This is a genomic window from Vreelandella venusta, assembly GCF_007989605.1.
GTDB classification, from domain to species: domain Bacteria; phylum Pseudomonadota; class Gammaproteobacteria; order Pseudomonadales; family Halomonadaceae; genus Vreelandella; species Vreelandella venusta.
In genome coordinates this window covers 67,301-92,085 of the sequence record NZ_BJUL01000011.1, presented here as the reverse complement: position 1 = coordinate 92,085, position 24,785 = coordinate 67,301, and the positions used below count along the sequence as shown (strand labels likewise).

The following is a 24,785-nucleotide window of genomic DNA, read 5'->3' as shown; positions in this document are numbered from 1 at the left end:
TTCGTTTCGCATCTAAATAACTCGTCAATAATCGGTTAAGGCGCCGGACGCATCGTGTTTAGCGGGTCAGCAGCATGGCATCGCCATAACTAAAGAACGCGTAGCGCTCGTCAACTGCCGTGCGGTATGCCCGCATCATGTGGTCATAGCCAGCAAATGCAGAGACCAGCATCAGCAGGGTCGACTCGGGCAGGTGGAAATTAGTTATCAGAGCATCTACACAGCGCCATTCGTAGCCAGGGTAGATAAAGATATCGGTGTCGCCGCTGTAGGGGGCAATCTGGCCGTCGCTACTTTTCAGGCAAGCGCTTTCTAAGCAGCGCACGCTGGTAGTGCCGACGGCAATGACCCGTTTCCCCGCAGCCTGAGTGTCACGCACTTGTTGACAGGCGGTCTCAGACACCTCAATCCACTCGCTATGCATATGGTGCTCAAGGATGTTGTCGACGCGCACTGGCTGAAAGGTGCCAGCGCCGACGTGCAAGGTCACAAAGGCACTGTTAACGCCTTTCTCGGCCAGGGCATCCAACAACGGTTGATCAAAGTGAAGCCCCGCGGTAGGCGCTGCTACTGCACCGTCGCGGCGGGCATACACCGTTTGATAGCGTTCCCGATCACTCAGCTCATCGTCACGGGTGATATAGGGCGGCAGTGGCATATGGCCATGCTTTTCAAGCAGCGCAATCATTGGCGTGTCGCCTAAAAAGCGCAGCTCAAACAGTGCATCGCGGCGGCCTTCAACCACCGCATGAATGTCGCCTTCAAAGATCAGCTCGGTGCCAGGCTTAGGTGATTTACTCGAACGGATATGTGCCAAACCGCGGTGGCTATCCAGCGGGCGCTCCAGCAGCATTTCTACTTTACCGCCGCTAGCCTTGTGACCGTGCAAGCGTGCTGGAATGACGCGCGTATCATTGAATACCAGCAAGTCGCCGGGTTCGAGTAGTTCAAGTAAATCAGCAAACCGGCGATGCTCAAGCGCGCCGCTTTGGCCATCCACGCATAGCAAACGGCAGTCGCTGCGCTGCTCAGAAGGGTAGCGAGCAATTAGCTCGTCGGGTAGCTCGAAATGAAAATCCGCGCGCTGCATGGAAATGGCTCTTATCAGTGGTCAAACAGGCGGCATAGGATAGCGCTTTAGATAGATAAAGTCAGTCAATGTGATTGACCTGTGAGGTTATCTACGTATAATGCGCAGCCATTGCCGGTGTGGCGGAATTGGTAGACGCAGCGGATTCAAAATCCGCCGCCTTTACGGGTGTGCCAGTTCGAGTCTGGCCACCGGCACCAAATTCAAGGGCTTAGCGATTTATCGCTAAGCCCTTTTTTTGTGGTGCGCCAAGCTTGCTACACCATCAAAAGATACCCCACTTGGTTAGTCTGGGTATTTTTCTTTGCAGCATTAAAAATATCTTCGATATGGCGATGCTGGATAAGAGAGAGTTAATCCAATTGGCTCGCCAACACCGATAAGGTATTAGGCGCAAGAAGTTGTGAAAGAACTTCAGGCTCGGTTGCGCCTGGTGCGTACCATAAGTAGAGAGGTACCCCTGAACGGCCGTGCTGCTCCAAGAAAGTGGTAATGGCGGGGTCTCCATTAGTCCAATCGCCCTTCATTGTGATCACTTCCGCCTGTTCGAATGCTTGCTGCGTGCGGGGTGTGTTGATGGCCCGCTGTTCGTTGATCTTGCAAGTGACGCACCAGTCTGCCGAGAAGTAGACCAAAATGGCGTGACCTTGTTGGCGAAGTTCGGTCAATCGGTTCGCATTGAAGTCGAGTGAGCGTGTGTCGGCTGAACTTGGGAGCGGATTGGGGTCTACCGCTTGCGGGATAAAGGCGCCAGGAACGAGCACGCTTCCAGTCAGCGCCAGCCCGGCAGCGAGTCCTGCCGGTAGCCAGCTCAACCGCTTGGCGCTTCGTTGACGTAGTCCGGTGAACCAAAGCCCTATCGCCAGCAACATGATCAGAGCGAGGCTCGCAATCATGCCGTTGTTGCTGAGCTGGCGGCCAAGCACCCAAGCCAAGGCTAAAGCGGTTAGAAACATGGGGATGGCCATGATATGCCGGAAGTTGGCAAGCCAAGGACCAGGGCGGGGAAGTAGGCGGCGCAGTACCGGCACGAAACCAAGCAGCAAAAATGGCAGGGCAATGCCCAGGCCCAAACCAGCGAATACTGTCAGTGCGGCAAACGTGGGGAGCACCAAGGCTGCGCCAAGAGCCGTGGCCATAAAGGGACCGGAGCAAGGCGTTGCGACGAAGGCGGCCAGTACGCCTGTCCAGAAGGCACCGGCTACACCGTCCTGGCTTGCTAGCTTGCCACCGGCATTGATGGATCCCAGCTCAAAAAGGCCGGCCAGATTAAAACCGATGGCCGCGGTCAACAGGGTCAGCACCAGGATGACTCGCGGGTCTTGCAGTTGGAAGGCCCAGCCAACCTGAGTACCCACTGCACGTAAGGCGATAATCGTCGCGCCAAGTATTAAGCAAACGATAACCACGCCAGCGGTATAGGCTAACGCCTCGCGCCGGGCTTCGCGTTGACCTCCGGTTAAACGCGCAAGGCTAAGCACCTTAAGGCTGAGAATCGGGAAAACGCAGGGCATGATATTGAGCAGAACACCGCCCAATAGGGCGCCGAAGAATGCTGTCAGCAGTAGAGTAGGGCTGCCTTGTTCACCGGTGGTGCTGGCGATGGTGGTACTACTGGAGGAGGAGGCACTCTGATATCCGTTGGTGCCCGCCGCTGGCGCCTCAGCGCTATGGCTAACCAGTGTTAAGCCGGTCCCGGTTCCCAGTGACAGCAGCGCCTCGAACGCAGCGGGCGGGCTGTTTGACGACCAGGAGTTAGCCCGCTGAGTTTCAACAATCAAGACATCGCCTTCACGGCTGAAGATTTGTTCAGCCGCGGGATCCACGATGTTATCGGTGTCGACAAATAAGTGTGGATCATTCAACGTCACGCTAGCGGGCAAGGGGATGCTGACTCGCAGCCGCGCATCGTTGATCGTCACAAAGCTGGCTTGCGAGCCCAGTGGCCTGGGTAACTCACGCCGCCACTCATTGAAGCGCGCTTTGCGCTCTTGCGTAATACGGCCATCGCCTGCGGTGAGGGTAATGGCTAGCGTCGATTGTTCGGGAACGCAGGCATCCGCACGGCAAGCGAGATAGTTCAAACCGACGGTGATTGGCAGAGGCGTTCCCGGCGCGACCGAACCATCTATCTCAACGGGGAGTAGTAGCGCGTAAGGATGCTCAAAGACATGATTCATCAAGTCGCCGGTCATCAGCGTATGTGGCACTGGAAAGCTGGCATCGCCCACGCTGACACCATCCGGTAATTGCCAGTCGAACTGCGGTGCTAGGCCAATGCTGCCCGGCTGTTTCCAATACCCATGCCAACCTGATTGTGGCTCCATGAAAACGGCTAACGTGCTGGAGGTGCCGGCTGCGGGTTGGTTTGTTTCCGCTACCAAGCTGCTCTTGATGAGTGTCTCGCCCGAAGTGCCGGGAAACTCTTGAGCAGCCCCGATCTGGGGGAACAGCATTAACGCCAGATAAAAGAGGACACAATAGCGGTAAATGGATCGGGGCATTGGTTATCAGCCCGCTTGAGACGGGCTGCTCCATTGAAAAGTATATCGCGCCGTGGCTGGCGCGAAATGGCGGTAGGTTATTGGCTGATGCGTTCGATGGCTTCGGCGAGCTTGGTATCTTGTGGCCCAAGCTTGTCGGCTACCTTGCCATCGGCATCAATAAGCACAACGGTTGGTATCTGTTGAATGCCGAAGCGGCGATGTATGTCACCATCGGCATCAAGTAGCACGGGAAACGCTGTCTCGGTGGTATCTAAATAGCTTTCGACATCGGACTCTTTGGTCCAAAGTCCAGAAATAATGCCTACCCATTGAGTCTCCGAGTCTTTACTCAATTGGTTGACGGTTTCGCGAACGCGGCGACAAGCAGAGGCGGTGGCCGGCTGGCTCTCGGCAAGGTAGGACTCACACCATGAAGCAAAGAACACCATGCCTAGGGGCTTATCTGTCGCTGTGCGGGACAGGTCGATGGTGTCGCCGTCACGCGTGGTGATATTCATCTGGCTAACCGTCTCGCCTACCGCTAGCGCATTGGCGTCGATACCCTCGGCTGGGGCGTCGTGAGTGGCTGTTGATGAGTCGGGCTCAGTGGGTGTTAGTGCTGCTTGTAATGCCTCTTTTAGGGCTTGATCGTCACGATAACCAATGTGAGTGATGTGACCACTGCGATCAATCACGACATGCTGCGGGGTAACGCGCAGGTTAAGGGCTTCAGCCAGTGTGCCGTCATCTACCGTGATAGGCATCGTCAGGCCCATTTCTTCTCGATACGCACGCGCAGATGCTGCGCTGTCTGCGTAGCCGGTGTTAACGGCGATGACCTGAATGTCGTCACCATGTGTTTCCTGGATGGCCTGAAAGCCTGGCATCTGCTGGCGGCAGGGTACGCACCAGGTTGCCCAAAACTTTATATATACCGGTTTGACGCCATACAGGGCGCTGAGATCGATGGTGTCACCCTCCAGCGTGGTAATGCTTAGCTCGGGGCCGGGTTGACCAATGAGCGACTCGCCAGCCGCTTTGGCGCGCTGTTCGCCATCGGCGTCGGCATCATAGGCCTGGTCAGATTCCGGTTGTTCAGATTCCTGTTGTTCAGTGGTCTCGGTCGCTAGTGAAGGGCCAACATAGCCGAGCAACATGGCGAGCAGTATCGCCGTTGAAAGCCTGGTGCTGTTTATTCGCATAGGGGAGATCCTCTGGGTAAATGGTTCGGGCCTTGCGCAATCGCTTTGGGCTAGCTCAAAGAACGAGAACAAGGTTTCAGACCGATAAAAGTAGTGTGGAGCGTGAGCAGGATTGTGAATGGCATCATGGTCTAAAAAAAGAACCAAGAATGACTGGTTTTTATGTACCATTACGTTATGAACAAACTTCGCTTTTCGCTTGATCGCCAGGGCAAGCAGTCTCTTTCCGAACAAATACGCTTCAGCATTGCGGATGCTATTCGGCAAGGGCATTTGTATGAGGGCGCGCGGCTGCCTTCATGGCGTGATCTTGGCGCGCAGCTGGGTGTTTCGCGGGGCACCATAAAAACGGCTTATGACCGGCTCAGCGACGACCAGCTGGTTGTTTCCAAAGGGGCTGCAGGTACCTTTGTTAGCTCCGTACTACCCGCAGTGCCAGAGATGGCCGCGGTGGCCTCTCGCCTGCCACTGCCTGACCTGTATCAGGATCTGGATAGTGTTCCCAAGCTTTTTCAAGTGGGCGTGCCAGCTCAGGACGCATTTCCCTTTAAGCAGTGGTCGCGCATCATGCTGCGCTGTACGCGAAAGGCAGTGGCTGAGTCGCTGCGTTATCCAGATCCTCGGGGCGAGTCTCAGCTGCGCAAGGAAATTGCTGCCTATCTAGCGGTATCTCGGGGACTACTCTGCTCTGCCGAGCAGATCATTATCACCAATGGCTATGCGGGCGCGCTGGGTTTGGCATTGCACTTGCTACGCCTGGATTCACGGCGGGTGTGGGTTGAGAACCCTGGCTATCCGCTAACTCGGCATGCCTTGTCGCTGGCAGGATATACATCAGTTCCCGTTCCGGTGGATGATCAGGGAATATGTGTGGAGCAAGGCATAGCGCTGGCCGCGGATGCCCGCTTAGCGATTGTAACGCCAGGCCAGCAAGCCCCCTTGGGGATGCAGTTGTCGCTGAATCGGCGCCAAGCACTACTGATATGGGCTCGAGAAAATGCGGGTTGGATCATCGAAGATGATTATCTAAGCGAACTGCAGCTAAGCGGACAAGCAACGCCGGCGCTGGCCTCGCTGGATCGTGAAGGAAGGGTGATTCACATCGGCACTTTCAGTAAGACCATCAGCCCACGCTTGCGGCTCGGTTTTATGGTCGTACCGGCCAAGCTGTCAGAGCGCGCTGGCGATACGGCTGCCGCCTTATCACCCGCGTCTGGACTGCCGAGCCAGCTAGCCGTGGCGGAGTTTCTGCGCGATGGTCATTACTTGCGTCATATTCGGCGTATGAAACGCTTGTATCGACAGCGACGAGATGGGTTGCTGGCACTCATGAATGGATCGGTCTCACTGAGCAATATGGCAGGTCTGTCACTGATGCTCGCCTTGGAGGATGACATGGACGACGTTGCTATTGCCGAGGCTGCCCAGGCTTTTAACCTGGCCCCGATGCCGCTGTCTCCCTGGTATGCCACCCAAGCTGGGGCGCGAAAAGGGTTACTGCTAGGCGTAACCAATCTATCCAGCCCTGCCTGTGAAGAAGGCTATCAGCAGTTGGCAGCGCTTATTGATCGCCATCACCGATAGTGGCTGGACTTTAAATCGATGACACGTCATTAGTCAGTACGCCAGCTTCGATTAGCGTGGTCTGCGCCTGTTGCCACGCTTTGGCGATCGCGGCTTCGCCGAACACTAAGCCCTGCAGATATACGAAGTGGACATCCCGAATGCCGATGGTGTTGAGAATAAGGGTGAGGTAGGGAGTGAGAAAATCGGGTTGTGGGTTATCGCCTTGTAACATGCCGCCCGCGCTCACCAAAACGGTGGTGGGGCGATCGTGCAGTAACCCTTGTTTGCCCTCTGAGACGATAAATGTGCGATTAATACGCACCACGTGGTCTATCCAGAGTTTCAGCGCTGCCGGTACGCTGAAGTTGTGCATAGGCAGCGCGATTAATAAGCGGTCGCTCTGCTCCAACTCACGAATCAGTTGCTCGGACTCTGACAGGGCAGCGTTAACACGATCGCCGATGCTGTGGCTGAGTAGCGCCGAGGAGTAATGGTGGGTTAGTGGCGACAGCGGAGCGGCAACTAAATCGCGTTCTATCAACCCCACGTTTGAGTTTCTGGCTGTCTCCTCGGCTAGGATCTTTTGAGCCAGGCGATAGCCCAGCGCATGCTTGCCATGCGGGCTAGCGTGAACAAATAAGGTGTTGTGCATAGACCTCTCTTTTTAAAACCCTCTTCTTAAAACCCACTTCTTAAAACGACAGTGACCTTCTCCTGATTGTCTTGAAGGAGTTCAGCCGATCAATCAGGTGACAGGACGATCCTGGCTTGCGGTCAACTTTTGTTCCTGTACTTGCCTATCTGACGCTGGAAGGCCGTCAGAACCTACTCCCAATATCATACCGCGATAAAAGGCTTTTATTCCCTTCCGTCCTGAGAGCAAGGTCAGTGCAAGTAACCCGCTGAATCCCAGTGCTAAGCCGATTATGGGGCCAATGATGTAACAGAACAGTACAAGAAATGGCATGCCAACCAGGTAGTCGATGGATTTCACAATTATATGTCGCATGAGGTTTCTCTGTTTTTGAGCGTGCTCAATTTTTAATTGAGCGCGCTCAAAAAGTCAAGCAGCTTTGCTCTGGCCGGCCTTCGAGATGAGACCTGGAATACGGTGGGGAAGGTCTTAATTGGTGGGTAAGATAACCGTGAGCTCGGCTCGGAAATCGTTGATGGCAGCCTCTCGGCAAGGCTTATCGTGGCTAAGATGGCGGACAAGTGTCATGAGGTAGCTGTTTTCGATCAGGCGCATACGAGTGGCGTCATGCAAAGTCGTTGCGCTTAAGATACAAGGCAGCAGTGAATCGTCGACGTTGCGTAAATAATCAAGGTCCCAGAGTGCCTCTTTCAGCAGGCTACGGCTCAAGGCGATATGATCGAAGTAATAGCGATAGAAGTGGGAGGCCAGCTCAACTAATGCTTCATGCTCGCTGCCGCCCGCCCAACTCGCCAGGAAGGTCTTAGCGATGTGGCTGATCTGCTCTTCCATACCCTCCCGCAAGATATCAATCTTGTTGGGATAGTGGCTGAACACAGTGCCGTCGGCGACACTAGCACGACGAGCGATCTCACGAGTGGTAGTAGAGGAAAAGGAGCGTTCGGAGAACAGCGCCCAGGCAGCCTCACGAATACGCTTGCGGGTGACTTCCTTCTTGCTCATCCTCTCACTCTCCGAGATGTCCATTGGCTGACTGATGATACCTGCCCACGGCTTAGGCTCAAAGGCTGGTGCCTAATGCAAAAAACCGAATTTGTTGGCGAGGGGTATCATCGTGTCGTCGAAAGCAGGAATATCTCGAATAGTGATCAATCGTTTGTCGTGCATGGACAAATAATGGCGACAGGTCAGACGTCAGCGCGATAATTGACGGGCACCCAATCAAACATCGTGCTGTCTTCGACCACGTACCCGATGCCTGGGAATGCGATATGGCAACCAGCCACCATGTATTTCTCTGCTACCGCTTCGGCAAAGGCCGCTTCACGAGTGATGACCGCCTGGTTCGGGTCAACATCAAAGGCAATCGCCACGCCTGGCTCGTCGAATTGAATGACATCGCCATGGGTGATATCACCCCAGTAGACGAATTTTTCGCCTTTGCTTTCAAACCATAAGGCACTGTGACCAGGGGTATGGCCTGGACGGTGGGTTGAATTAATTACGCCTGGAATGGCTGGCATATCCGTGTCGTAGGTTTTAAGCGTGTCGCTGTCGATATAGGGCTTGGTTGACGAGACCGCCTGATCAAAGAACGGCTTAGCGTCTTCTGGGGCCTTGTCACGATTTTCGGCACTAAGCCAATACTCCGCATCCAGTTTCGGCACATGGACTATCGCGTTGGCAAACACCTTTTCACCGTTTAGAACGAGCCCGCCGACATGATCGGAATGAATGTGGGTAATTACCACATCATCGATCTGGTCGGGGTGATAGCCCGATGCGATGATATTGTTTGTCAGTTTACCCAAGGCTGAGCCCATCAGATCACCGGTCCCTGCATCCAGAAGAATCAGCCGATCACCGAAATTCAGCAAATAGGCATTAACTGACAGGTGGGTTGGCGTGCCTTGAAACGCATTGGCAAGTGCGGTGCGAGCCTGTTCGGGAGTGATATTCAGGTAAAGGTCGGCGATCGGAAATAGGCCCGTACCATCCGAAAGCGCAGTGACTTCGACATCACCCACCATCAAACGGTAATAGCCCGGCGCTTGTGTGCCAACTAGCGGTGCACTGGCTGCCGCGTGTAATGGGATGAAAACGCTGCTGGCGGCTGCACCAACGGCCATAGCAGCCAGCGAACCTTTAAGCATATCTCTGCGTGACAGCATAAAAACACCCTCTTTCAATCAATCAACAGGCCAGAATTCAACCGGCGGTTTGTAACGCGATGAGGAAAAGGTATATTCCCATTGGTCAGTAATCAAATCGATGCCAATCATGGATAATATTGATCATTTCAATTTACGCTCCTTCGACCTCAATCTTATGGTCGCGTTTGACGCAATGATGCAAGAGCTGAGTGTCACCAAGTCTGCCGAGAAGCTCCGAATTGGTCAGTCGGCAATGAGCCATAATTTATCAACACTACGGATGTTATTGCAGGACGATCTTTTCGTTCGTGTTGGGCAGAAAATGCAGCCAACGGCCAAAGCTCGAGCGCTGGCTGGACCGGTGCGAGTAGCGTTGACGCAGGCGCAAAATGCGCTTCAGTCATCGGATAGTTTTGAGCCGCAAACGGCAGACCGGATTTTTCGGGTGGGTATTGCCGGTGAAATGGAGATGGTTCTGCTACCTGCCTTGGTGGATCGACTGCAATCAACGGCACCAGGGGTTCGACTGCTGAGTCGCGCGATTACGGTCGAAACAGTAGATATGATGATGGATTCGGGCGAAATTGATCTGGCCATTGGCTGTAAACAGTCTCGTCATCTAGGAGAAGTTCTGTTCGAATCCAATGTGGCATGCTGCTTTAATGCCGATCTGTGTCGACTAGTTCCGCCATTATCGCGTGATGATTACCTTGGCGCACGGCACGCTGTTCTTTCCCAGACGGCAAATGTCGCGGGCTGTGTTGGTGATGCCTTGGAAGCATTGGGAATAGAGCTCAATGTCATTTTAGCGGCGCCTGACTTTATGCCGCTGCTTGCTGCAGCACGCAATGCACCCGTTGTAGCAACAGTGCCTAAAAGGATTGCCGTGCAGTATGCACCGTTATTCGGGCTGGCATTTTGTGAAATGCCTATTCCGCTTAATTTCCCACCGGTAACTATGAATTGGGCAATATGGTCGGATAAGGATGTCGGACTGAGCTGGTTGCGAGACCAAATCAGGTTAGTGATTGACGATATCTCGCGGAGTTAATGGGAGCTTGCTCGCTTTTCAACTGTCAGACGTTTTATAGTGCAAGCGTCAACGTAGAACCAAACGGTATGTTCATGGTCCAGTTTGAGCTGCATAACCGTAATTTAGCCCCTGAACAGGTATCCCACTCACACGACTTTCACCAGTTAATTCTGGCAACGTGCGGCGTGACTGAGCTTGCGATGGAAGGGCAGAGCGAGCGCGTCACGGCCCGCCGCGGCTGCTTGATCCCATCGTCTCGGCACCATGAGTACCAAGGCGATGGCGGTAACCGCACGCTGGTATTGGACATTCCTGTTAAGCACTTAGCAGTGTTAGAAAAAGGCAGTGAAATCGAGCGGCTATTCGACAAACCCCGTTTTTTTACCGTGCCTCCAGCGCTTAATCAGCTGACCCATGCCTTAACGAACCAGCTAGAGCAGTGCCCAGCGCTGCAAAATGAAATTGCCGTGCTGCTGCTTCGAGCGCTGTATATGTACCTTCAAGATGAGCCGAAGCAAGTTGCTGATCAGATTGGTGTTCGCTGTATCAGTGAACGGCTTGACCTGGAAAGGCTGGATGCATGGCTGGATCAGCACTTGGCGGACGATATCCGGGTTGAGCAATTAGCCGCATTATGTGCACTAAGCCCTGGGCATTTCCATGCCTGCTTTCGTGATCTAACCGGTGTGACGCCCTTAGCATATGTGCAGCGCAGACGGCTTGAACACGCCCGTACGCTGGTTCGGCACAGTGCACTAAGTCTGGGTCATATCGCTATGCTCGTCGGCTTTCGTGATCAAGGAAGCTTTTCTCGCGCCTATCGGCGTTACTTTGAGATCGCCCCCTCCTCAGACCGTTAGCTTGGCAAACAGTGATCATTGCTCGATGAGTTACAACACTTACGGGCAAATTTGCCAGAGTTTCGGGCAAGCACGCCGCTTATCATCATCGTAGTCTCAAAAGGAACCTCATTTTCCTTGGAGAGACACCATGAGCGTTACCTATCAAGACAGCAATGCCCGCATGAGCCAAGTCGCGATTCACAATGGCACCGTTTATCTCGCTGGCCAAGTGCCCAGTGACGCAACGGCTGACATGCGTGGCCAGACCGAGCAAGTGCTCGCGCGTATTGACCAACTGTTAGCCCAGGCAGGCACCTCGAAAGAGCAACTGGTTTCGGCGCAAATTTGGGTCACCAGCATGGCCGAGTTTGACCAGATGAATGCTGCTTGGGACGCCTGGGTAGTGCCTGGCCGCCCGCCCGTACGTGCAGCGGTTGAAGCCAAGCTTGCTAAGCCGGAATGGAAAGTAGAAATCATGGTTGTTGCTGCGCTGCCGGAGGCCTGATATGCGGGTTGTGTCTGCGGCGGAAGTGGAACGCTATCTTACCTGGAAAGGTTTGATTAAGCGGCTACATACCACCTTTGTGAACGGCGTTGAATCTCCGCCACGCCATCATCACGCGATGCATCGTCCCGACGGTGAAGCCACCATGCTGTTGATGCCTGCCTGGGAGCCAGCAGGCTATATCGGCGTCAAAATGGTCAACGTCTTTCCTCAGAACGCCCAGCACAATATTCCTGCTATTTCAGGACTGTATTTGCTTAGTGAAGGTAAGCACGGTCAACCACTGGCGTGCATTGATGGCAGTGAACTAACGCGCCGGCGCACAGCGGCTGCTTCTGCCTTGGCGGCACAAGCACTAGCCAACGAGACAGCGGAGACGCTACTGGTGGTGGGGACTGGTAAGTTGGCCCCTATGGTCATTGAAGCCCATGCCAGCATTCGACCAATCAAACGCGTATTGGTATGGGGCAGAAATCCAGAAAAGGCTTCTGCTATCGCCGAGGCCTATGCCGATCGGTTTGACACCCAGGTTGTTAGTGATCTGCAAGACGCGGTTGTACAGGCTGATATTGTCAGCTGCGTCACGCTCTCCACAGAGCCTTTAATTAAAGGTGAGTGGTTAACACCGGGCACGCACGTTGATCTTATCGGCGCTTTCCGTCCCCAAATGCGCGAAACCGATGCTGAGTGCCTGCGTCGAGCTGACGTGTTTGTGGACACCTACGCCGGGGCTAAGGGCGAAGCCGGCGATATTCTTCAGGCAATCGATGAAGGCGCGTTCCGTTTTGAAGATATCAAGGCAGAGCTTGCTGAGGTGCTTGCGGGAACCAAGCCAGGTCGGCGCTCTGCTGAGACCATCACGCTGTTTAAGTCAGTTGGCGCATCGCTTGAAGACTTAGCAGCGGCCATTGAAGTGTGGGAGGCCATTAACCAGTAACTAACAGCTAGTAACTAACAGAGAGCCGAGTAACTTACAGGGAATCGTCACATTTGCCGTCTACGGCATGGATAATAACGATAATAAAACAATCGCTTACGAGTGGAAACGTCAGTCATAACGCAAACCAGCTAATAACCAAAACGAGGTAAGTTATGAAACCTACACAATCTTTTTTATTCGCTGCTATGGCAGCTTTGCCACTGGCTATTGCCTGTGCCACTGCCCAAGCACAGTCCTATGAAATGGTCATCGCCACCCAGCTTCCAGAGGATATGAAGAATAACGAAATCTATCCTGCCCTGGTGCATTTCAAAAACCTTGTGGAAGCGCGCACCGATGGCGATCTTGAGGTCTCTATTTTTGGTGGCGGTCAGTTAGGTTCAGAAGTCGAAAATGGCTCAGAAGTGCAGGGTGGTCGTACCCTGCAGTCGACCATTATGTCAGCGGGTGCAATGTCGTCGTTTTATGGCGACTACCAAGCGGTAACGGCTCCTTTCTTGTTTACCAGCTGGCGCCAAGCGTGGAGCTTCTTTGACAGCGAATGGTTTGCTGACTTCATGTCTGGCACCGTTGAAGACGCCAATATGCGCTACCTAGGAACGTTCGATGATGGCGGTGGTTTTGTAGCCTTCACTAACAACGTACGTTTGATTGAGACCATGGAAGATCTCGAAGGGCTCAATATCCGTACTGAAGAGAACCCCGCTCACGTCGCTATTATGCGCTCACTTGGTGCTTCTGCCACGCCGCTACCTTGGGGCGAACTGATTACTGCCCTTGAAACGGGGCTGGCGGATGGCCAGTTTAACGCTCCCGTGCTGAATACCACGTTCAACTTTGATGCGGTAACGGACTACACCACCCTGACAGGACATGTGTACAACAGCGCCCCTTGGGTCGTCAGTGAATCCTGGTATCAGTCGCTGCCGGAAACGCATCAGCAGGCATTAATCAGCTCTGCCCGCGAAGCGATTCAACTGAGCCACGGTATGTCGGGTGCGCTTGCCACTGCCAGCTGGGTAGAGTCCTGCGAACGTTTCGAAGCGTGCTACCTGATGCCTGATGCTGAGCGGGAACGCATGGCAGAGGTTGCCCGACCCGCTTGGAAAGAGTGGATTGTCGATGACTTCGGTATGGATGAAGCCCGCGTGCAGGGGCTGCTAGACGAAGTTGAGCGGGTTGGTCAGCAATTGGCAGATGATGATCTGCGCATTTACGGCCAGTAAGGTTTAGCGACGGACAAACGCTGGGGTAGCAAGGTTGCCCCAGCGTGAGGAATCACGATGAGCGTTTTACCCCCGTTACGCCGTCTAAGCGATCACATCAATCAGGCGGCGATTGTATTATGCGTTGGCTGTATTTTATCGATGCTGGGCATTTCTTTTACCGCCTTTCTCTACAAGCTGTTTACCGGCAGCACGCTGAGCTGGACCTATTCGCTGGCCCGGCTTTTTTTGCCATGGATAGGCTTTCTCTCAATGACCATTTCACTGCGCTATGGCGAGCATGTGGCGATGACGCTGCTAGTGCGTAGCCTGCCTAAAATCATGGTGAAAATAGCGGCGGTGATGTGTCTGGCTATCCTCGGCTTATTTGCACTCATGCTTACTTGGTATGGCTGGGGCTACTTCTCCAACGCGACGCAAGTCTACATGGTGTCGGATCAAATCCGTATTCCTAGCAAAGTGACGGCCATTGTTGTTCCTATCAGCGGCCTGATTATGTTGCTGCATCTCGTTCACGGCTTTGCACTGCTTGAGCACTTTACAAGCGAGCATGAGGTGATCGATGACCTTCTTGAGAGCTCTGAAGAGGAGGCTCGACCATGACGCCTACGATTATTGTATTTGTGCTGTTGCTGTTTATTGGGGCCCCCGTGGCGGTCGTCATGGCTATGTCCGGGCTGGCTGGTGGTTTCTCCCTGGGTGGAGAGCGCATGCTCGGCATCATTGCTGACCGCATGTTTTCAGGGGTTTCAGGGTTTCTGTTGATTGCGGTGCCTTATTTTATTTTTACCGCTGAGCTAATGAATCAGGGCGGGCTAACCCACAAACTAATTGCGTTTAATAACTCGTTGTTTGGCCGTGTTCGTGGTGCACTTTCCCACGTCAATATTTCGGTATCGGTGTTTTTTGCCGGGTTAACCGGTGCCGCTGTCACTGACACTGTGGCAATCGGCAAAATCATGATTCCTGAAATGAAAAAGCAGGGCTACGACGCTGAGTACGCGGCCGCCGTTACGGCATGTTCATCGATTATTGGGCCGATTATTCCGCCCAGTGTGGTGATGGTGGTGTACGCCACGCTGTTGCGTGATATTTCGGTGATTGATCTTTTCGCGGGCGGCATTGTACCTGGGCTGCTGATGGCTTTGGCGCTGCTAGGAGTGAGTTTTTTCCTAGCTTGGAAACGGGGTTATCCCAAACAGGCGCCCACGCCGTTTAAAGTCGCGCTGATGTCGTTTGTGGTTGCGCTACCCGCCATGGTGGTGCCGCTGATTATTTTGGGTGGCATTCTGTCGGGCTTAACCACCATCACTGAAGCCTCTGGGTTTGCGGCGGTGTATGCCATCGTGATTGGCGTCGTGTTTTATCGGAATCTCACTTGGCGAAAAATTTGGGATGCGCTGGTCGTGACGGTACGTTTCTCTGGGGTGGTGTTTTTCTTGCTGGCTACCTCGGCGGTACTGGGCTGGTTTGTAACGCGCTCAGGGATTGCCAGGGATGCTGCCGGACTTATTACCACCTTCAGTGACGCTGCATTCCTGCAGTTAATGCTGGTGTGCTTACTACTGTTGGTGATTGGCACGGTAATGGATGTGTTACCGGCACTTGTAGTGGTTGCGCCAGTGCTTGTGCCAGCCATGATTCAGCTGGGTTTTGACCCGCTGCATTTCGCCATATTGATGATTGTGGTGCTTAACGTTTCCAATGTGACGCCCCCAGTGGGGATGACGTTGATGACGGCGGCCCGAATAGCCGAAGTGCCTTATGAGCGGGCCATTGTGGCATCACTACCGTTTTATGTAGCGTTCATTGGCGTTATTGTTTTGTTAGCGGTATTTCCAGCGCTTTCAACCTGGATTCCCTCACTACTTTAAAAGGCGGATGTGCAACACATGAAGTGCTTTTATCACCCTGACCAGGATTACCATGCACCGTCGACCTTTCTGCTGCGTGGACAGCCTGCGCCATCACCAGAAGGGCCGGTGCGTGCTGAGCTGCTAAGCAATGGGCTGGCAGCAGCTGGTTTGAGCCTGACGGCACCCAGTGAAACTGACTCGCCGATGCTGCGTAAACGTCTTGAGCAGATTCATACACCGCGCTATTTACGCTTTTTGGAAACGATTTACGAGCGTTGGCAAGCGCTGCCTAATGCAGCGGCGCTGGTGGCCCCGAACGTTCACCCTTGTGGTGGTGCTAGCCACTACCCGAGTCACCCCGTTGGCCAGGCAGGCTGGCATTTGCACGATATGGCATGCCCATTAAGCGAAACGAGCTTTCAAGGGGCATTAGCCTCGGCTGCGACAGCCGTGGCTGCCACTGAGGAAGTGATGAATGGCGCATCGCTCGCCCGCGCTTACGCCTTGTGTCGGCCACCGGGTCATCATGCAGGGCCGGATAATGCGGGTGGCTTCTGTTTATTGAATAACGCTGCCTTGGCTGCCAGCGTGCTGCGTGAGAAGTTTGCCAAAGTAGCGATCATTGACGTGGATTTGCATCACGGTAACGGTACTCAGGATATTTTCTACTCCCGCGGGGATGTCTGGACGGGTTCTGTACACGTCGATCCAAGTGTTTTTTATCCCTTCTTCTGGGGGGGCGTGGACGAGATAGGGTGCGAAGAGGGTGAAGGCGCCAACGTCAACTTGCCTCTGCCATTGGGCAGTGACGGCGAGACCTATCTTAATGCGGTGGCCATGCTGATTGAGCAGCTCAACCGTTACCAGCCCGAGGCGGTCGTGGTGTCTTTGGGGCTGGATGTCCACAAGGATGATCCGCTTGCCGGGTTAAGCGTGGAAACCGAAGCCTTTGTCGCACTAGGTAAGCAGTTGAGCGATTTGCCGTACCCCACCGTGGTGATTCAGGAAGGTGGCTATCCGACTGAGCAGCTAAGCGCTAACCTTGCCGCCTTTATGCGTGGTTATCAGAGAAGTTGAGAGAAGCTCAATGAGTAAGACAGGGTTTTACTGGCACGAACGCTGCTTTTGGCACGACCAGGGGGCAATTGGCGTTTTCTCTGCTCCCGGTGAGTTTCTGCAGCCGCAGTCTGCTTCAGAAAGCCCCGAAAGCAAGCGACGACTGAAGAATATTCTTGAAGTCAGCGGCCTGATAGATGAACTGAGAGTGGTCAAACCACCTGCTGTCGCGCAGCAAGATTTGCTGCGCTTTCACACCCCAGGTTATCTGCAAATGCTGGCGGAAGCCGATGCAAGTGGCGGTGGCAATGGCGGCGACTGCGCGCCTTTCATGCCTGGCAGTTGGGCAGCAGCAAGGCACTCCGCGGGGCTTGCCGTCGCAGCGGTAGAGGACGTGGCGCTTGGGCATGTCGATAACGCTTATGCGCTTTGTCGCCCGCCGGGGCATCACGCCGAGGCAGACCAGGGGCGTGGTTTCTGTTTGCTGGGCAATATCCCGGTAGCGGTGATGCGTGCCCGAGCCTTGGGGCAAGTGAAACGGGTAGCGATTCTTGATTGGGACGTGCACCACGGTAATAGCCAGCAGTCGGCGTTTTATGCCGAGCCTGAGGTGTTTACCGTTTCCGTTCACCAAGCCGCGAACTATCCGCTTGATAGCGGTAGTTTTGACGAGCAAGGCGAAGGCGAAGGGCTAGGGACAAACCTTAACCTGCCGCTGCCGCCGGGCTGTGGTTTGGGCGCTTATCGCTATGCGATGGAGTCGCTGGTGTTGCCAGCCCTGGAAGCTTTTAACCCAGACTTAATCGTGGTGGCCTGTGGCTATGATGCCTGTGCCAAAGATCCGCTAGGCAAGATGCTGCTCAACAGTGCCGCGTTTGCCGAAATGACCGCACAGCTAAAAGCACTTGCCGCCCGCTGCTGTCAGGGGAAGCTGGTCTTCGTCCATGAAGGTGGTTACTCAGAAGGCTATGTACCGTTATGTGGACATAGCGTTATTCAAACGCTGGCAGGTAGCACCATTAGTGTCCCCGACCCGCAAAACGATGAAATTGCTGCCTGGGGGTATCAAGCCTTACAACCGCACCAGCAAGCGCTAATCGACGACTGGCGCCAACAGTGGGAGCAAGTTACGCAATGACACCGCTTTATGATCGTGATGGCTGGATTTGGCAGGATGGTGAATGGCTGGCTTGGCGAGAGGCCAAGGTTCATGTGTTTACCCATACGCTGCACTATGGAATGGGCTGCTTTGAAGGTGTGCGCGCCTATGAAGGAGAGCAGGGAGCAGCACTGTTTCGGGTCGCTGAGCATACCCGCCGCTTAGCAGAGAGCGCCCACTCCTTAGATATTCCGATCGCTTTTAGCGAAGAAACGCTGATCGAGGCTCAGCAGGCGTGCTTGCGCAAAAATCAGCTGACTAACGCTTATCTGAAGCCAACGGTGTTTCTTGGCGGGGAAGGCCTTGGCCTACGGGCCAAAGGGTTAAGCACCCATGTGATGATTGCTGCTTGGGACCTTGGGCCGTATCTGTCGCCGCAGGCAACTCGCTGCGGGTTACGTGCGCTGACGTCTTCTTGGGCGCGCCACCACGTCAATATCAGTCTGTGCCGTGCCAAGACCAGCGGTCATTATGTGAATTCAATGCTGGCGCTGAATACCGCCGTGAAAGCAGGATTTGATGAAACCATCATGCTCGATCCGGAAGGCTATGTAGCCGAAGCGTCCGCCGCTAATGTTTTCTTATTGCGCGATGGTGTACTGCATACGCCTGAAGTGACCTCCTGCTTGCAGGGTATCACCCGCGATAGCGTGATTCAGTTGGCCCGCGAGGCGCTAGGCATTGAAGTGCGCGAGCGTCGCATCACTCGCGATGAGCTATATACCGCCGATGAAGCGTTTTTAACCGGTACAGCTGCGGAAATTCTTCCTCTGCGTGAACTGGATGGCCGCCGCATCGGGGCAAGGGCGGGCGCGCCAGCTGTCGACGCGCCGATTGCTGACGACAGCGTGACCGCGCGTTTGCAGCGCCTGTATCGCCAAGCAGTGCGCGGCGAGCTGGCCGCCTTCAAGCACTGGTTAACGCCCGCTTAGGTTCGTTACTCGCTATTCGCTAACGTTTGAAGAGTGCCTGACAACCGTCAGGCATTTTCTTTAATGGCCTGCTCAAGAATCGCCAGTTGCCCTGGTTCCAAAGCATCCGCGACGGCGGTAATGCGTAAGACATGACCAAGTGCCGGGTGAGTGGGGCGGGCGATTAATCTGCCTGCTTCCAGTAGCTCGCGGTTTACCCGCTCGGCCAGTTCGGCAGTTGGTAAGCGAATGCCGATAAAGTTGGTCGCGCTCGGCAGTACGTCGGCACCCAGTGCTTGGAAATGGGCCGTTAGCTGTTCTCGCCGTGCTTTTACTTCCGCAATATGGTGCTGGACTTCGGCTGGGTGATCGAGCACGACTTCTGCAGCGGCCTGGGTAAAGGTGGATACCGCGTAGTGAATGCGCACCTTCATCATTAAAGCGAGCACGTCAGGGTCAGCAATCGCATAGCCAATGCGTAAGCCCGCTAAGCCGTGGGCTTTTGACAGCGTGCGTAAGCGAATGACACCCGGCAGTGCCTTGGCGGCGAAGTCACTGTTGGCATCATCACGAAAATCGCCATACGCCTCATCCAGCAGCAGCCAGCAGGTGTCCGGCAGCGCGTCGCGCAGCTTGAGAATGGCACTGTCGCTATGCAGATGGCCACTAGGGTTGTCGGGGTTAGCTAAATAAACTAGCTGAGCGTTTTCCTGGTGTGCTGCCGCCGCTAGCGCTTCTAAGTCAGGAGCAAGTAGCCCTGGGGCTTCAACATAACTAGGCTCTACTAAGTGGCAACCCTGGCCTTTGGCAAAGTAACCAAAGGTTGGGTAAGTACCTGCCGTGCTAACCACGGTGTCGCCCGGTGTGCAGGTGGTGCGTAGCGCTAACGCGATTAGGCTATCGGCGCCGGCATCTACCAGCAGATGATCGAGCGGTATGCCCTGCTGGGTGCTAAGCCGCTGGCGAACGCCGAGAGCTTCCGCATCGCCGTAACAATACACATGCTCGGCGACAGCATCGCCAAAATGTTCACGTAGCGCACGATGGGGCATATCTAAGCCTTCATTAGATCCCAAGCGATGAGGGATCTCGCGACCAATGCGGCGCTCCAGAACTTTAATCCCAGGAAACGGATTAAGGGGACCTTCACCCGTAAGATGATGGGGGTAGGAGGGCATATCGATATCCTAATAGTGAAAATTTTTAGCTCAAAATTTTACCGCGATTAAGCAACTGATGTGGGTCAAACGCCTGCTTCAGTGTGTGCATTAATTCAATTTCCGCCTGAGAGCGGCAGGTGCTAAGCCAGGGGCGCTTTTCTAACCCAATGCCATGCTCTGCTGAAACAGAGCCTCCCAGTGCTTTAAGTGGCTCGTAAACCAGCGTTTCTACCGCGTGGCGCTCTTCTGGCGCATCGCTGCCAACGCTAACAGAAATATGCAGGTTGCCGTCGCCAAGATGGCCAAATACCACTAGGCGTCCATCTGGCCAGCGTTGTACCAGCTGCTGCTCTAATGCATCGGTATAGCGCTGCATATCGGCAATGGGGAGGCTGACATCAAAGGTCAGGACGGGGGCCAGCCCCTTGACTAGCCCTTCAATATCTTCTCGTATCGCCCAGAGGCCATCGCGTTGCGTGCTTGATTGGGCAATCACCGCATCGACAATTAAGTCGTGTTCAAATGCCTGTTCAAGCGCTTCGCGGAACTGTTCTGCATGGTGATTTTCAGCGTTGCCGAGCGCCTCGATAATCACATAAAAGGGGTGCTCTGGTGGAATCGGAGGTGTGTGCCTCGCCAGCGTTTCAGTGAGCAGGCGATAGTGGTTTTGCCACATTACCTCAAACGCCCCCAGGCCACCTCCAAGCGCTTTGCCCATATGGCTTAATAGCCCGGTTAACGCGTCAAATGAGTGGCAAGCCACCAGTGCCGTTTGCTCGCTAGGCGTAGGCGGCTGAAGCCGCAACACGGCGCGGGTAACAATCCCCAGGGTGCCTTCACTGCCAATAAACAGCTGCTTTAAATCAAACCCTGCATTATTTTTTAGCATGCGATTCATGGAACTGACGACACGCCCGTCGGCCATTACTGCTTCAAGCCCCAGTACTTGCTGGCGCATCATGCCGTAGCGAATCACCCTGACACCGCCAGCATTGGTCGCGATATTGCCGCCAATCGTACAGCTTCCACGAGCGCCTAAATCCAGCGGGAACTGCAAACCAACCTCGTTAGCGGCTTCTTGTACCCGCTGAAGGGGGGCTCCAGCTTGCACCGTGATCGTGCCGCCGACCTGATCAATCTCTTCGATAGCGGTCATGCGCTCCAGGGAAATGACCAACTCTGCTGGGCTCGCCTCGGCGCCATGGACTAAACCGGTTAAGCCGCCGTGGGTCACGACGGGCTGTTTAAGCGCATGGCATGCCTGCATGACAGCCGCTAACTGTTCGGTGTCTGCCGGACGCACGATGGCACCTGCTTGGCAGGGCGCGCCGGTCATCCAGTCAACACGGCGACTAGTGACATCATCGCCGGTGAGCACATGGGCAGAACCAACAAGCGCGCGCAGCGCCTCCAGGGTTATCTGCATGGGTGTTCCTTGATAAAGAGGTTAACAATTCAGCGATTAGGCGGTAGCAGCCACTGGCGCTTGGCGACCAGGAATTGCGTCAAGCAGTGACTGGGTATAGGCCTCTTTTGGCTGAAGGAATATTTGCTCTGCGCTGCCTTGCTCAACAATGCGGCCATGCTGCATCACCACGATGCGATCGCAAATTTGCGCGGCGACGCGTAAGTCGTGGGTAATAAACAGCAGTGAAAGCGCCAGCCGTTGCTTCAGTTCTTCAAGCAGTTCAAGCACCTGGGCTTGAATAGACACATCCAGTGCCGAGACCGCTTCATCTGCCACAATCAGTTCAGGGTTTAGCGCTAACGCACGGGCAATGCCAATGCGCTGACGCTGTCCGCCGGAAAACTCATGTGGGTAGCGCTCTACGGCGCTTGCGCCAAGGCCCACTAGCTCAAGTAGCTCACCTGCCTGCTTGAGCGCCACATCCTTGGGTGTGCCATTAGCCATCGGCCCTTGTGCAATTGCCATGCCGACCCGAGTGCGTGGATTAAGTGAGGCGTAGGGGTCCTGAAAAATCATCTGCACGCGGTGGCGTTCACGACGCAATGCGTCGCCTTTGAGCTGTGAAAGATTAACGCCATCCAGTAACAGTTCACCGCTGTCCGGATGTTCAAGGCGCACCACACAGCGGCCAAGAGTGGATTTTCCCGATCCCGATTCACCCACTATCCCCATGGTTTCGCCGCGTGCCAGAGTTAGCGAGATATTATCCAGTGCACGGACTTCTCGGGCAGGCTTAAGCCAGCCTCCACGCGATCGAAAAACTTTATTAAGCTGTTTGATCTCTAGCAGCGGAGCCACCTGGCTATTCTCCCGGTGGGGCGGCACTGCATTGCTGGGAATGGCGGCAATCAGTGCTTTTGTATAAGCGTTCTGCGGATTTTCCAGCACCTCTTTGGCTGCGCCGATTTCGACAATTTGACCGTGGCGCATGACACAGACGCGGTTGGCGATTTCAGCCACGACGCCGAAGTCATGAGTGATAAACATCACCGCCATACCACGACGGCGCTGTAAATCACGAATCAGCTCAAGAATCTGTGCCTGGGTAGTCACATCCAGCGCGGTGGTGGGCTCGTCGGCGATCAACAGCACTGGCTCAAGGGCTAATGCCATGGCGATCATGACGCGCTGTCGCTGGCCACCGGATAGCTCAAAAGGGTAGGCACTGATGGCTTTTTCCGGCTGTGGGATACCCACTTCAATCAACAGCTCTAAGGCACGTTCCTGACGCTGCTTCGGGGTCAGTTGGCCGTGCGCCTCAAACACCTCGGCAATTTGGGCGCCCACCCGCATTAACGGATTAAGTGCGGTCATGGGTTCCTGAAAAATCATGCCGATTTTAAGGCCGCGCAGGGCACGATGCTGTTTCTCGGTTAGGGTGATGACGTCCTGGCCGAGAAAGTTGACCTCACCTTGAACGGGGCGCACGCCTTTAGGGAGCAAGCCCATCACGGTGTTGGCGGCCATTGATTTCCCCGAGCCGGATTCCCCAACTACGCACATGATTTCGCCGCGATTAACGTCGTAGCTAACGTTTTCCACCGCCAAGGCACGGTCGGCCCCTTTGGGGAGCGCCACGCTTAAGTCACGAATGCTGAGCACTGTTTCAGCTGATGGGTGCTGTTTTTTAGAATCGATAGTGACCGTCATGAAGGGCTCCTAGCGCTCGCGGGAAAGTTTGGGGTTAAGCGCATCGTCTAGCCCTTCACCGACTAAGTTCAACGCCAGAACGGTGAGTAGAATCGCCACACCAGGGAAGAAACTCAGCCACCACGCTTGGCGAATAACCGTACGTGCCGCGCCAATCATGTAGCCCCAGGACATCACATTGGGGTCACCCAAGCCTAAAAACGACAGCGCCGATTCCAGCAAAATAGCGGTGGCGACCATTAATGAGGCCAGCACAATAATCGGTGACAGCGTGTTAGGCAGAATCTGACGCAGGATAATGGTGCTGTTGGTTTGGCCGACTAAGCGAGCCGCTTCAACGTATTCACGATGCCGTAACGACATAAACTCTGCCCTTACCAAACGGGCGACAGGGGGCCAACTGACCAGCGCAATCGCCAGCACAATGGAGGTGATGCTGGGCTGCATAATCGCCACCAGCACAATTGCCAGGGCAAAGTTGGGGATGGTTTGAAAGAACTCGGTAAAGCGCATAAGTACGTCGTCAATCAGGCCTCCGTAGTATCCCGCAATCGCCCCCAGTGGCACGCCAATCAACAGGGCAACGCTAGTGGATACCAAACCAATCAGCAGCGACACCCAGGCGCCATGCATTAAGCCTGCGGCGACGTTGCGCCCCATGGTATCGGTGCCGAGCAGAAAGCCATCCTGGGAAAGCGGCGGCAAAAAGGGCCGCTGAACCATGCGCCAGGGAGACTCGGGAAATAGCAGCGGCGCCAGAATCGCCATGACGATAATGAGCAGCAGAATAATCAGCCCTACCAGGGCGCCACGGTTTTGCGCAAAGCGTGCGAAAAAGCTCATGAGGCCCCCTTGATGCGCGGATCAGCCAAGCGGTAAACCAAGTCGGTAATAATATTGAAGACAATCACTAATGCCGCCGAGAAGAAGAAAATCCCCAGCAGCAGGTTGTAGTCACGCTGCTGTAGCGCTTCAAACATCAGCCGCCCAATACCCGGCCAGGCAAACACGGTTTCCGTCAAAATAGCGCCACCAACCATCTGCCCAGCCTGCAAGCCTGCTAGGGTGATGATTGGTAGTAAGGCATTGCGAAGAATGTGGCGGCGCTGAATAACGCTAGGTTTTAGCCCTTTCGCGCGGGCGGTTTTAACGAAGTCCTGCTGGGCTGCATCGAGCATCGAGGTGCGCGTCATGCGGGTATAAATTGCCATAAAAAATAGCGCCAGCGTGGTAGCAGGCAGTATTAAATGGGTGGCGACATCCAGCACAAGTGCAAAGCCTGTGAGGTCTGCGCCAACGGTGTAAAGACCGTAAGCAGGTAGCCATCCGAGGTAGACGGAAAACACCACTACCGACATCAGCGCTACCCAAAACAGTGGTGTGGCATAAAACACCAAGGCCAGCGCCATTATCAGGGAGCCCGAGGGCTTTTTAACCCGCGCCGCCGCCATGGAGCCTGCCACAATGCCGAGTGCCAGCGAGAGCACAAACGCCGTGCCGGTTAGTAGCAGCGTGGCGGGCAAACGATCCATAATCAGATCAAAGACGGGCACACCAAGCCGATAGGAGTAGCCAAAGTCGAGCATGGCAATGCCTGATACGTAGCGCCACAGTTGCACATACATTGGCTGATCAAGACCAAACCGTTCGCGCAACTGATTGAGGAACTCCTGGTCAGCCGCGCCCGCCTCGCCGGCTAAAATCGCCGCAGGGTCACCAGGGGCCATCTGAATCAGCAGGAAGTTAAAAATAACGATTAAAAACAGCACAATCACGGCTTTAAACAGCCGCATCAGAATGAGACGCGCGTAAACCATAAGTTGTTTC

At 54.6% G+C, this 24,785-nt stretch carries 23 protein-coding genes and 1 tRNA gene; 12 read left to right on the top strand and 12 right to left on the bottom strand.

The features are described 5' to 3' along the window. Nucleotides 1-58: 58 nt before the first annotated feature. The gene (queA, locus tag HVE01_RS13600; RefSeq protein WP_146944736.1) at nt 59-1,090 is read right to left on the bottom strand and encodes a tRNA preQ1(34) S-adenosylmethionine ribosyltransferase-isomerase QueA; all 1,032 of its coding nucleotides are present in this window, start codon (nt 1,088-1,090) and stop codon (nt 59-61) included. Between the two features lie 113 nt (nt 1,091-1,203). Between queA and HVE01_RS13595 the strand changes: the two genes are divergently transcribed. Then, a tRNA-Leu gene (locus HVE01_RS13595) sits at nt 1,204-1,290 on the top strand. A 153-nt stretch (nt 1,291-1,443) separates the two neighbouring features. Here the strand turns inward: HVE01_RS13595 and HVE01_RS13590 are convergent. Both HVE01_RS13590 and HVE01_RS13585 read right to left on the bottom strand, forming a co-directional pair. Further along, complete coding sequence (locus HVE01_RS13590) at nt 1,444-3,594, bottom strand: protein-disulfide reductase DsbD family protein (RefSeq protein ID WP_198350402.1); 2,151 nt, start codon at nt 3,592-3,594, stop codon at nt 1,444-1,446. A 77-nt stretch (nt 3,595-3,671) separates the two neighbouring features. Beyond that, on the bottom strand, nt 3,672-4,778 hold the full coding sequence (locus HVE01_RS13585; protein WP_186808849.1) for a TlpA family protein disulfide reductase: 1,107 nt from the start codon (nt 4,776-4,778) through the stop codon (nt 3,672-3,674). A gap of 162 nt (nt 4,779-4,940) precedes the next feature. Here HVE01_RS13585 and pdxR point away from each other — a divergent pair, with 162 nt between their 5' ends. Then, nucleotides 4,941-6,362, top strand: coding sequence for a MocR-like pyridoxine biosynthesis transcription factor PdxR (pdxR, locus tag HVE01_RS13580; protein WP_198350403.1), 1,422 nt, complete (start codon nt 4,941-4,943; stop codon nt 6,360-6,362). A gap of 10 nt (nt 6,363-6,372) precedes the next feature. Here pdxR and HVE01_RS13575 read toward each other — a convergent pair whose 3' ends face one another. The 4 genes from HVE01_RS13575 to HVE01_RS13560 all read right to left on the bottom strand — a co-directional run bounded on the left by HVE01_RS13575 (nt 6,373) and on the right by HVE01_RS13560 (nt 9,170). Beyond that, nucleotides 6,373-6,996, bottom strand: coding sequence for an FMN-dependent NADH-azoreductase (locus tag HVE01_RS13575; RefSeq protein ID WP_146944730.1), 624 nt, complete (start codon nt 6,994-6,996; stop codon nt 6,373-6,375). A 93-nt stretch (nt 6,997-7,089) separates the two neighbouring features. After that, a complete protein-coding gene (locus HVE01_RS13570; protein ID WP_146944728.1) occupies nt 7,090-7,353 on the bottom strand; it encodes a hypothetical protein in 264 nt (87 codons plus the stop codon). A 114-nt stretch (nt 7,354-7,467) separates the two neighbouring features. Next, entirely contained in the window at nt 7,468-8,001 is a 534-nt protein-coding gene (locus HVE01_RS13565) for a TetR/AcrR family transcriptional regulator (protein ID WP_164517057.1), read from the bottom strand. A 185-nt stretch (nt 8,002-8,186) separates the two neighbouring features. Then, nucleotides 8,187-9,170 (bottom strand): MBL fold metallo-hydrolase, encoded by a 984-nt coding sequence (locus HVE01_RS13560; protein WP_125745671.1) that lies wholly within the window; start codon nt 9,168-9,170, stop codon nt 8,187-8,189. A gap of 109 nt (nt 9,171-9,279) precedes the next feature. Between HVE01_RS13560 and HVE01_RS13555 the strand changes: the two genes are divergently transcribed. The 10 genes from HVE01_RS13555 (at nt 9,280) to HVE01_RS13510 (ending at nt 18,701) form a co-directional block, all read left to right on the top strand. Then, nucleotides 9,280-10,203, top strand: coding sequence for a LysR family transcriptional regulator (locus HVE01_RS13555; RefSeq protein WP_164517058.1), 924 nt, complete (start codon nt 9,280-9,282; stop codon nt 10,201-10,203). A gap of 74 nt (nt 10,204-10,277) precedes the next feature. After that, on the top strand, nt 10,278-11,045 hold the full coding sequence (locus HVE01_RS13550) for a helix-turn-helix transcriptional regulator (RefSeq protein ID WP_089040905.1): 768 nt from the start codon (nt 10,278-10,280) through the stop codon (nt 11,043-11,045). A gap of 130 nt (nt 11,046-11,175) precedes the next feature. Further along, the gene (locus HVE01_RS13545; RefSeq protein WP_089039125.1) at nt 11,176-11,532 is read left to right on the top strand and encodes a RidA family protein; all 357 of its coding nucleotides are present in this window, start codon (nt 11,176-11,178) and stop codon (nt 11,530-11,532) included. A gap of 1 nt (nt 11,533) precedes the next feature. After that, the gene (lhpI, locus tag HVE01_RS13540) at nt 11,534-12,469 is read left to right on the top strand and encodes a bifunctional Delta(1)-pyrroline-2-carboxylate/Delta(1)-piperideine-2-carboxylate reductase (RefSeq protein WP_125745675.1); all 936 of its coding nucleotides are present in this window, start codon (nt 11,534-11,536) and stop codon (nt 12,467-12,469) included. Nucleotides 12,470-12,624: 155 nt separating this feature from the next. Then, complete coding sequence (gene dctP / locus HVE01_RS13535; RefSeq protein ID WP_146944726.1) at nt 12,625-13,698, top strand: TRAP transporter substrate-binding protein DctP; 1,074 nt, start codon at nt 12,625-12,627, stop codon at nt 13,696-13,698. 57 nt (nt 13,699-13,755) lie between these two features. Continuing rightward, entirely contained in the window at nt 13,756-14,301 is a 546-nt protein-coding gene (locus HVE01_RS13530; protein WP_146944724.1) for a TRAP transporter small permease, read from the top strand. Then, nucleotides 14,298-15,572: a TRAP transporter large permease gene (locus tag HVE01_RS13525; RefSeq protein ID WP_146944722.1), complete on the top strand. Its 1,275-nt coding sequence runs from the start codon at nt 14,298-14,300 to the stop codon at nt 15,570-15,572. Before HVE01_RS13530 ends, HVE01_RS13525 begins: the two co-directional genes overlap by 4 nt. Nucleotides 15,573-15,590: 18 nt before the next feature. Next, a complete protein-coding gene (locus HVE01_RS13520; protein WP_146944720.1) occupies nt 15,591-16,631 on the top strand; it encodes a histone deacetylase family protein in 1,041 nt (346 codons plus the stop codon). Between the two features lie 10 nt (nt 16,632-16,641). Then, the gene (locus HVE01_RS13515; RefSeq protein WP_146944718.1) at nt 16,642-17,748 is read left to right on the top strand and encodes a class II histone deacetylase; all 1,107 of its coding nucleotides are present in this window, start codon (nt 16,642-16,644) and stop codon (nt 17,746-17,748) included. Then, nucleotides 17,745-18,701: a branched-chain amino acid transaminase gene (locus tag HVE01_RS13510; protein WP_146944716.1), complete on the top strand. Its 957-nt coding sequence runs from the start codon at nt 17,745-17,747 to the stop codon at nt 18,699-18,701. The genes HVE01_RS13515 and HVE01_RS13510 overlap by 4 nt, the downstream gene beginning before the upstream one ends. Before the next feature lie 47 nt (nt 18,702-18,748). Here HVE01_RS13510 and HVE01_RS13505 read toward each other — a convergent pair whose 3' ends face one another. From HVE01_RS13505 to HVE01_RS13485, 5 genes are read right to left on the bottom strand one after another with little or no spacing between them, the layout of a single operon-like run. Next, nucleotides 18,749-19,858, bottom strand: coding sequence for a pyridoxal phosphate-dependent aminotransferase (locus tag HVE01_RS13505; protein ID WP_125745685.1), 1,110 nt, complete (start codon nt 19,856-19,858; stop codon nt 18,749-18,751). Between the two features lie 25 nt (nt 19,859-19,883). Next, nucleotides 19,884-21,266 (bottom strand): FAD-binding oxidoreductase, encoded by a 1,383-nt coding sequence (locus HVE01_RS13500; RefSeq protein WP_125745687.1) that lies wholly within the window; start codon nt 21,264-21,266, stop codon nt 19,884-19,886. Nucleotides 21,267-21,302: 36 nt separating this feature from the next. Next, the gene (locus HVE01_RS13495; protein ID WP_146944714.1) at nt 21,303-22,958 is read right to left on the bottom strand and encodes an ABC transporter ATP-binding protein; all 1,656 of its coding nucleotides are present in this window, start codon (nt 22,956-22,958) and stop codon (nt 21,303-21,305) included. A gap of 9 nt (nt 22,959-22,967) precedes the next feature. Further along, complete coding sequence (locus HVE01_RS13490) at nt 22,968-23,801, bottom strand: ABC transporter permease (protein ID WP_089039116.1); 834 nt, start codon at nt 23,799-23,801, stop codon at nt 22,968-22,970. After that, a complete protein-coding gene (locus HVE01_RS13485) occupies nt 23,798-24,775 on the bottom strand; it encodes an ABC transporter permease (protein ID WP_125745691.1) in 978 nt (325 codons plus the stop codon). The genes HVE01_RS13490 and HVE01_RS13485 overlap by 4 nt, the downstream gene beginning before the upstream one ends. Nucleotides 24,776-24,785 lie beyond the last annotated feature (10 nt).

What these genes read in the sequence shown, in the direction of transcription:
- queA (WP_146944736.1), bottom strand. Translation starts at nt 1,090, where the DNA reads ATGCAGCGCGCGGATTTTCATTTCGAGCTACCCGACGAGCTAATTGCT.
- HVE01_RS13590 (WP_198350402.1), bottom strand. Translation starts at nt 3,594, where the DNA reads ATGCCCCGATCCATTTACCGCTATTGTGTCCTCTTTTATCTGGCGTTA.
- HVE01_RS13585 (WP_186808849.1), bottom strand. Translation starts at nt 4,778, where the DNA reads ATGCGAATAAACAGCACCAGGCTTTCAACGGCGATACTGCTCGCCATG.
- pdxR (WP_198350403.1), top strand. Translation starts at nt 4,941, where the DNA reads ATGTACCATTACGTTATGAACAAACTTCGCTTTTCGCTTGATCGCCAG.
- HVE01_RS13575 (WP_146944730.1), bottom strand. Translation starts at nt 6,996, where the DNA reads ATGCACAACACCTTATTTGTTCACGCTAGCCCGCATGGCAAGCATGCG.
- HVE01_RS13570 (WP_146944728.1), bottom strand. Translation starts at nt 7,353, where the DNA reads ATGCGACATATAATTGTGAAATCCATCGACTACCTGGTTGGCATGCCA.
- HVE01_RS13565 (WP_164517057.1), bottom strand. Translation starts at nt 8,001, where the DNA reads ATGAGCAAGAAGGAAGTCACCCGCAAGCGTATTCGTGAGGCTGCCTGG.
- HVE01_RS13560 (WP_125745671.1), bottom strand. Translation starts at nt 9,170, where the DNA reads ATGCTGTCACGCAGAGATATGCTTAAAGGTTCGCTGGCTGCTATGGCC.
- HVE01_RS13555 (WP_164517058.1), top strand. Translation starts at nt 9,280, where the DNA reads ATGGATAATATTGATCATTTCAATTTACGCTCCTTCGACCTCAATCTT.
- HVE01_RS13550 (WP_089040905.1), top strand. Translation starts at nt 10,278, where the DNA reads ATGGTCCAGTTTGAGCTGCATAACCGTAATTTAGCCCCTGAACAGGTA.
- HVE01_RS13545 (WP_089039125.1), top strand. Translation starts at nt 11,176, where the DNA reads ATGAGCGTTACCTATCAAGACAGCAATGCCCGCATGAGCCAAGTCGCG.
- lhpI (WP_125745675.1), top strand. Translation starts at nt 11,534, where the DNA reads ATGCGGGTTGTGTCTGCGGCGGAAGTGGAACGCTATCTTACCTGGAAA.
- dctP (WP_146944726.1), top strand. Translation starts at nt 12,625, where the DNA reads ATGAAACCTACACAATCTTTTTTATTCGCTGCTATGGCAGCTTTGCCA.
- HVE01_RS13530 (WP_146944724.1), top strand. Translation starts at nt 13,756, where the DNA reads ATGAGCGTTTTACCCCCGTTACGCCGTCTAAGCGATCACATCAATCAG.
- HVE01_RS13525 (WP_146944722.1), top strand. Translation starts at nt 14,298, where the DNA reads ATGACGCCTACGATTATTGTATTTGTGCTGTTGCTGTTTATTGGGGCC.
- HVE01_RS13520 (WP_146944720.1), top strand. Translation starts at nt 15,591, where the DNA reads ATGAAGTGCTTTTATCACCCTGACCAGGATTACCATGCACCGTCGACC.
- HVE01_RS13515 (WP_146944718.1), top strand. Translation starts at nt 16,642, where the DNA reads ATGAGTAAGACAGGGTTTTACTGGCACGAACGCTGCTTTTGGCACGAC.
- HVE01_RS13510 (WP_146944716.1), top strand. Translation starts at nt 17,745, where the DNA reads ATGACACCGCTTTATGATCGTGATGGCTGGATTTGGCAGGATGGTGAA.
- HVE01_RS13505 (WP_125745685.1), bottom strand. Translation starts at nt 19,858, where the DNA reads ATGCCCTCCTACCCCCATCATCTTACGGGTGAAGGTCCCCTTAATCCG.
- HVE01_RS13500 (WP_125745687.1), bottom strand. Translation starts at nt 21,266, where the DNA reads ATGCAGATAACCCTGGAGGCGCTGCGCGCGCTTGTTGGTTCTGCCCAT.
- HVE01_RS13495 (WP_146944714.1), bottom strand. Translation starts at nt 22,958, where the DNA reads ATGACGGTCACTATCGATTCTAAAAAACAGCACCCATCAGCTGAAACA.
- HVE01_RS13490 (WP_089039116.1), bottom strand. Translation starts at nt 23,801, where the DNA reads ATGAGCTTTTTCGCACGCTTTGCGCAAAACCGTGGCGCCCTGGTAGGG.
- HVE01_RS13485 (WP_125745691.1), bottom strand. Translation starts at nt 24,775, where the DNA reads ATGGTTTACGCGCGTCTCATTCTGATGCGGCTGTTTAAAGCCGTGATT.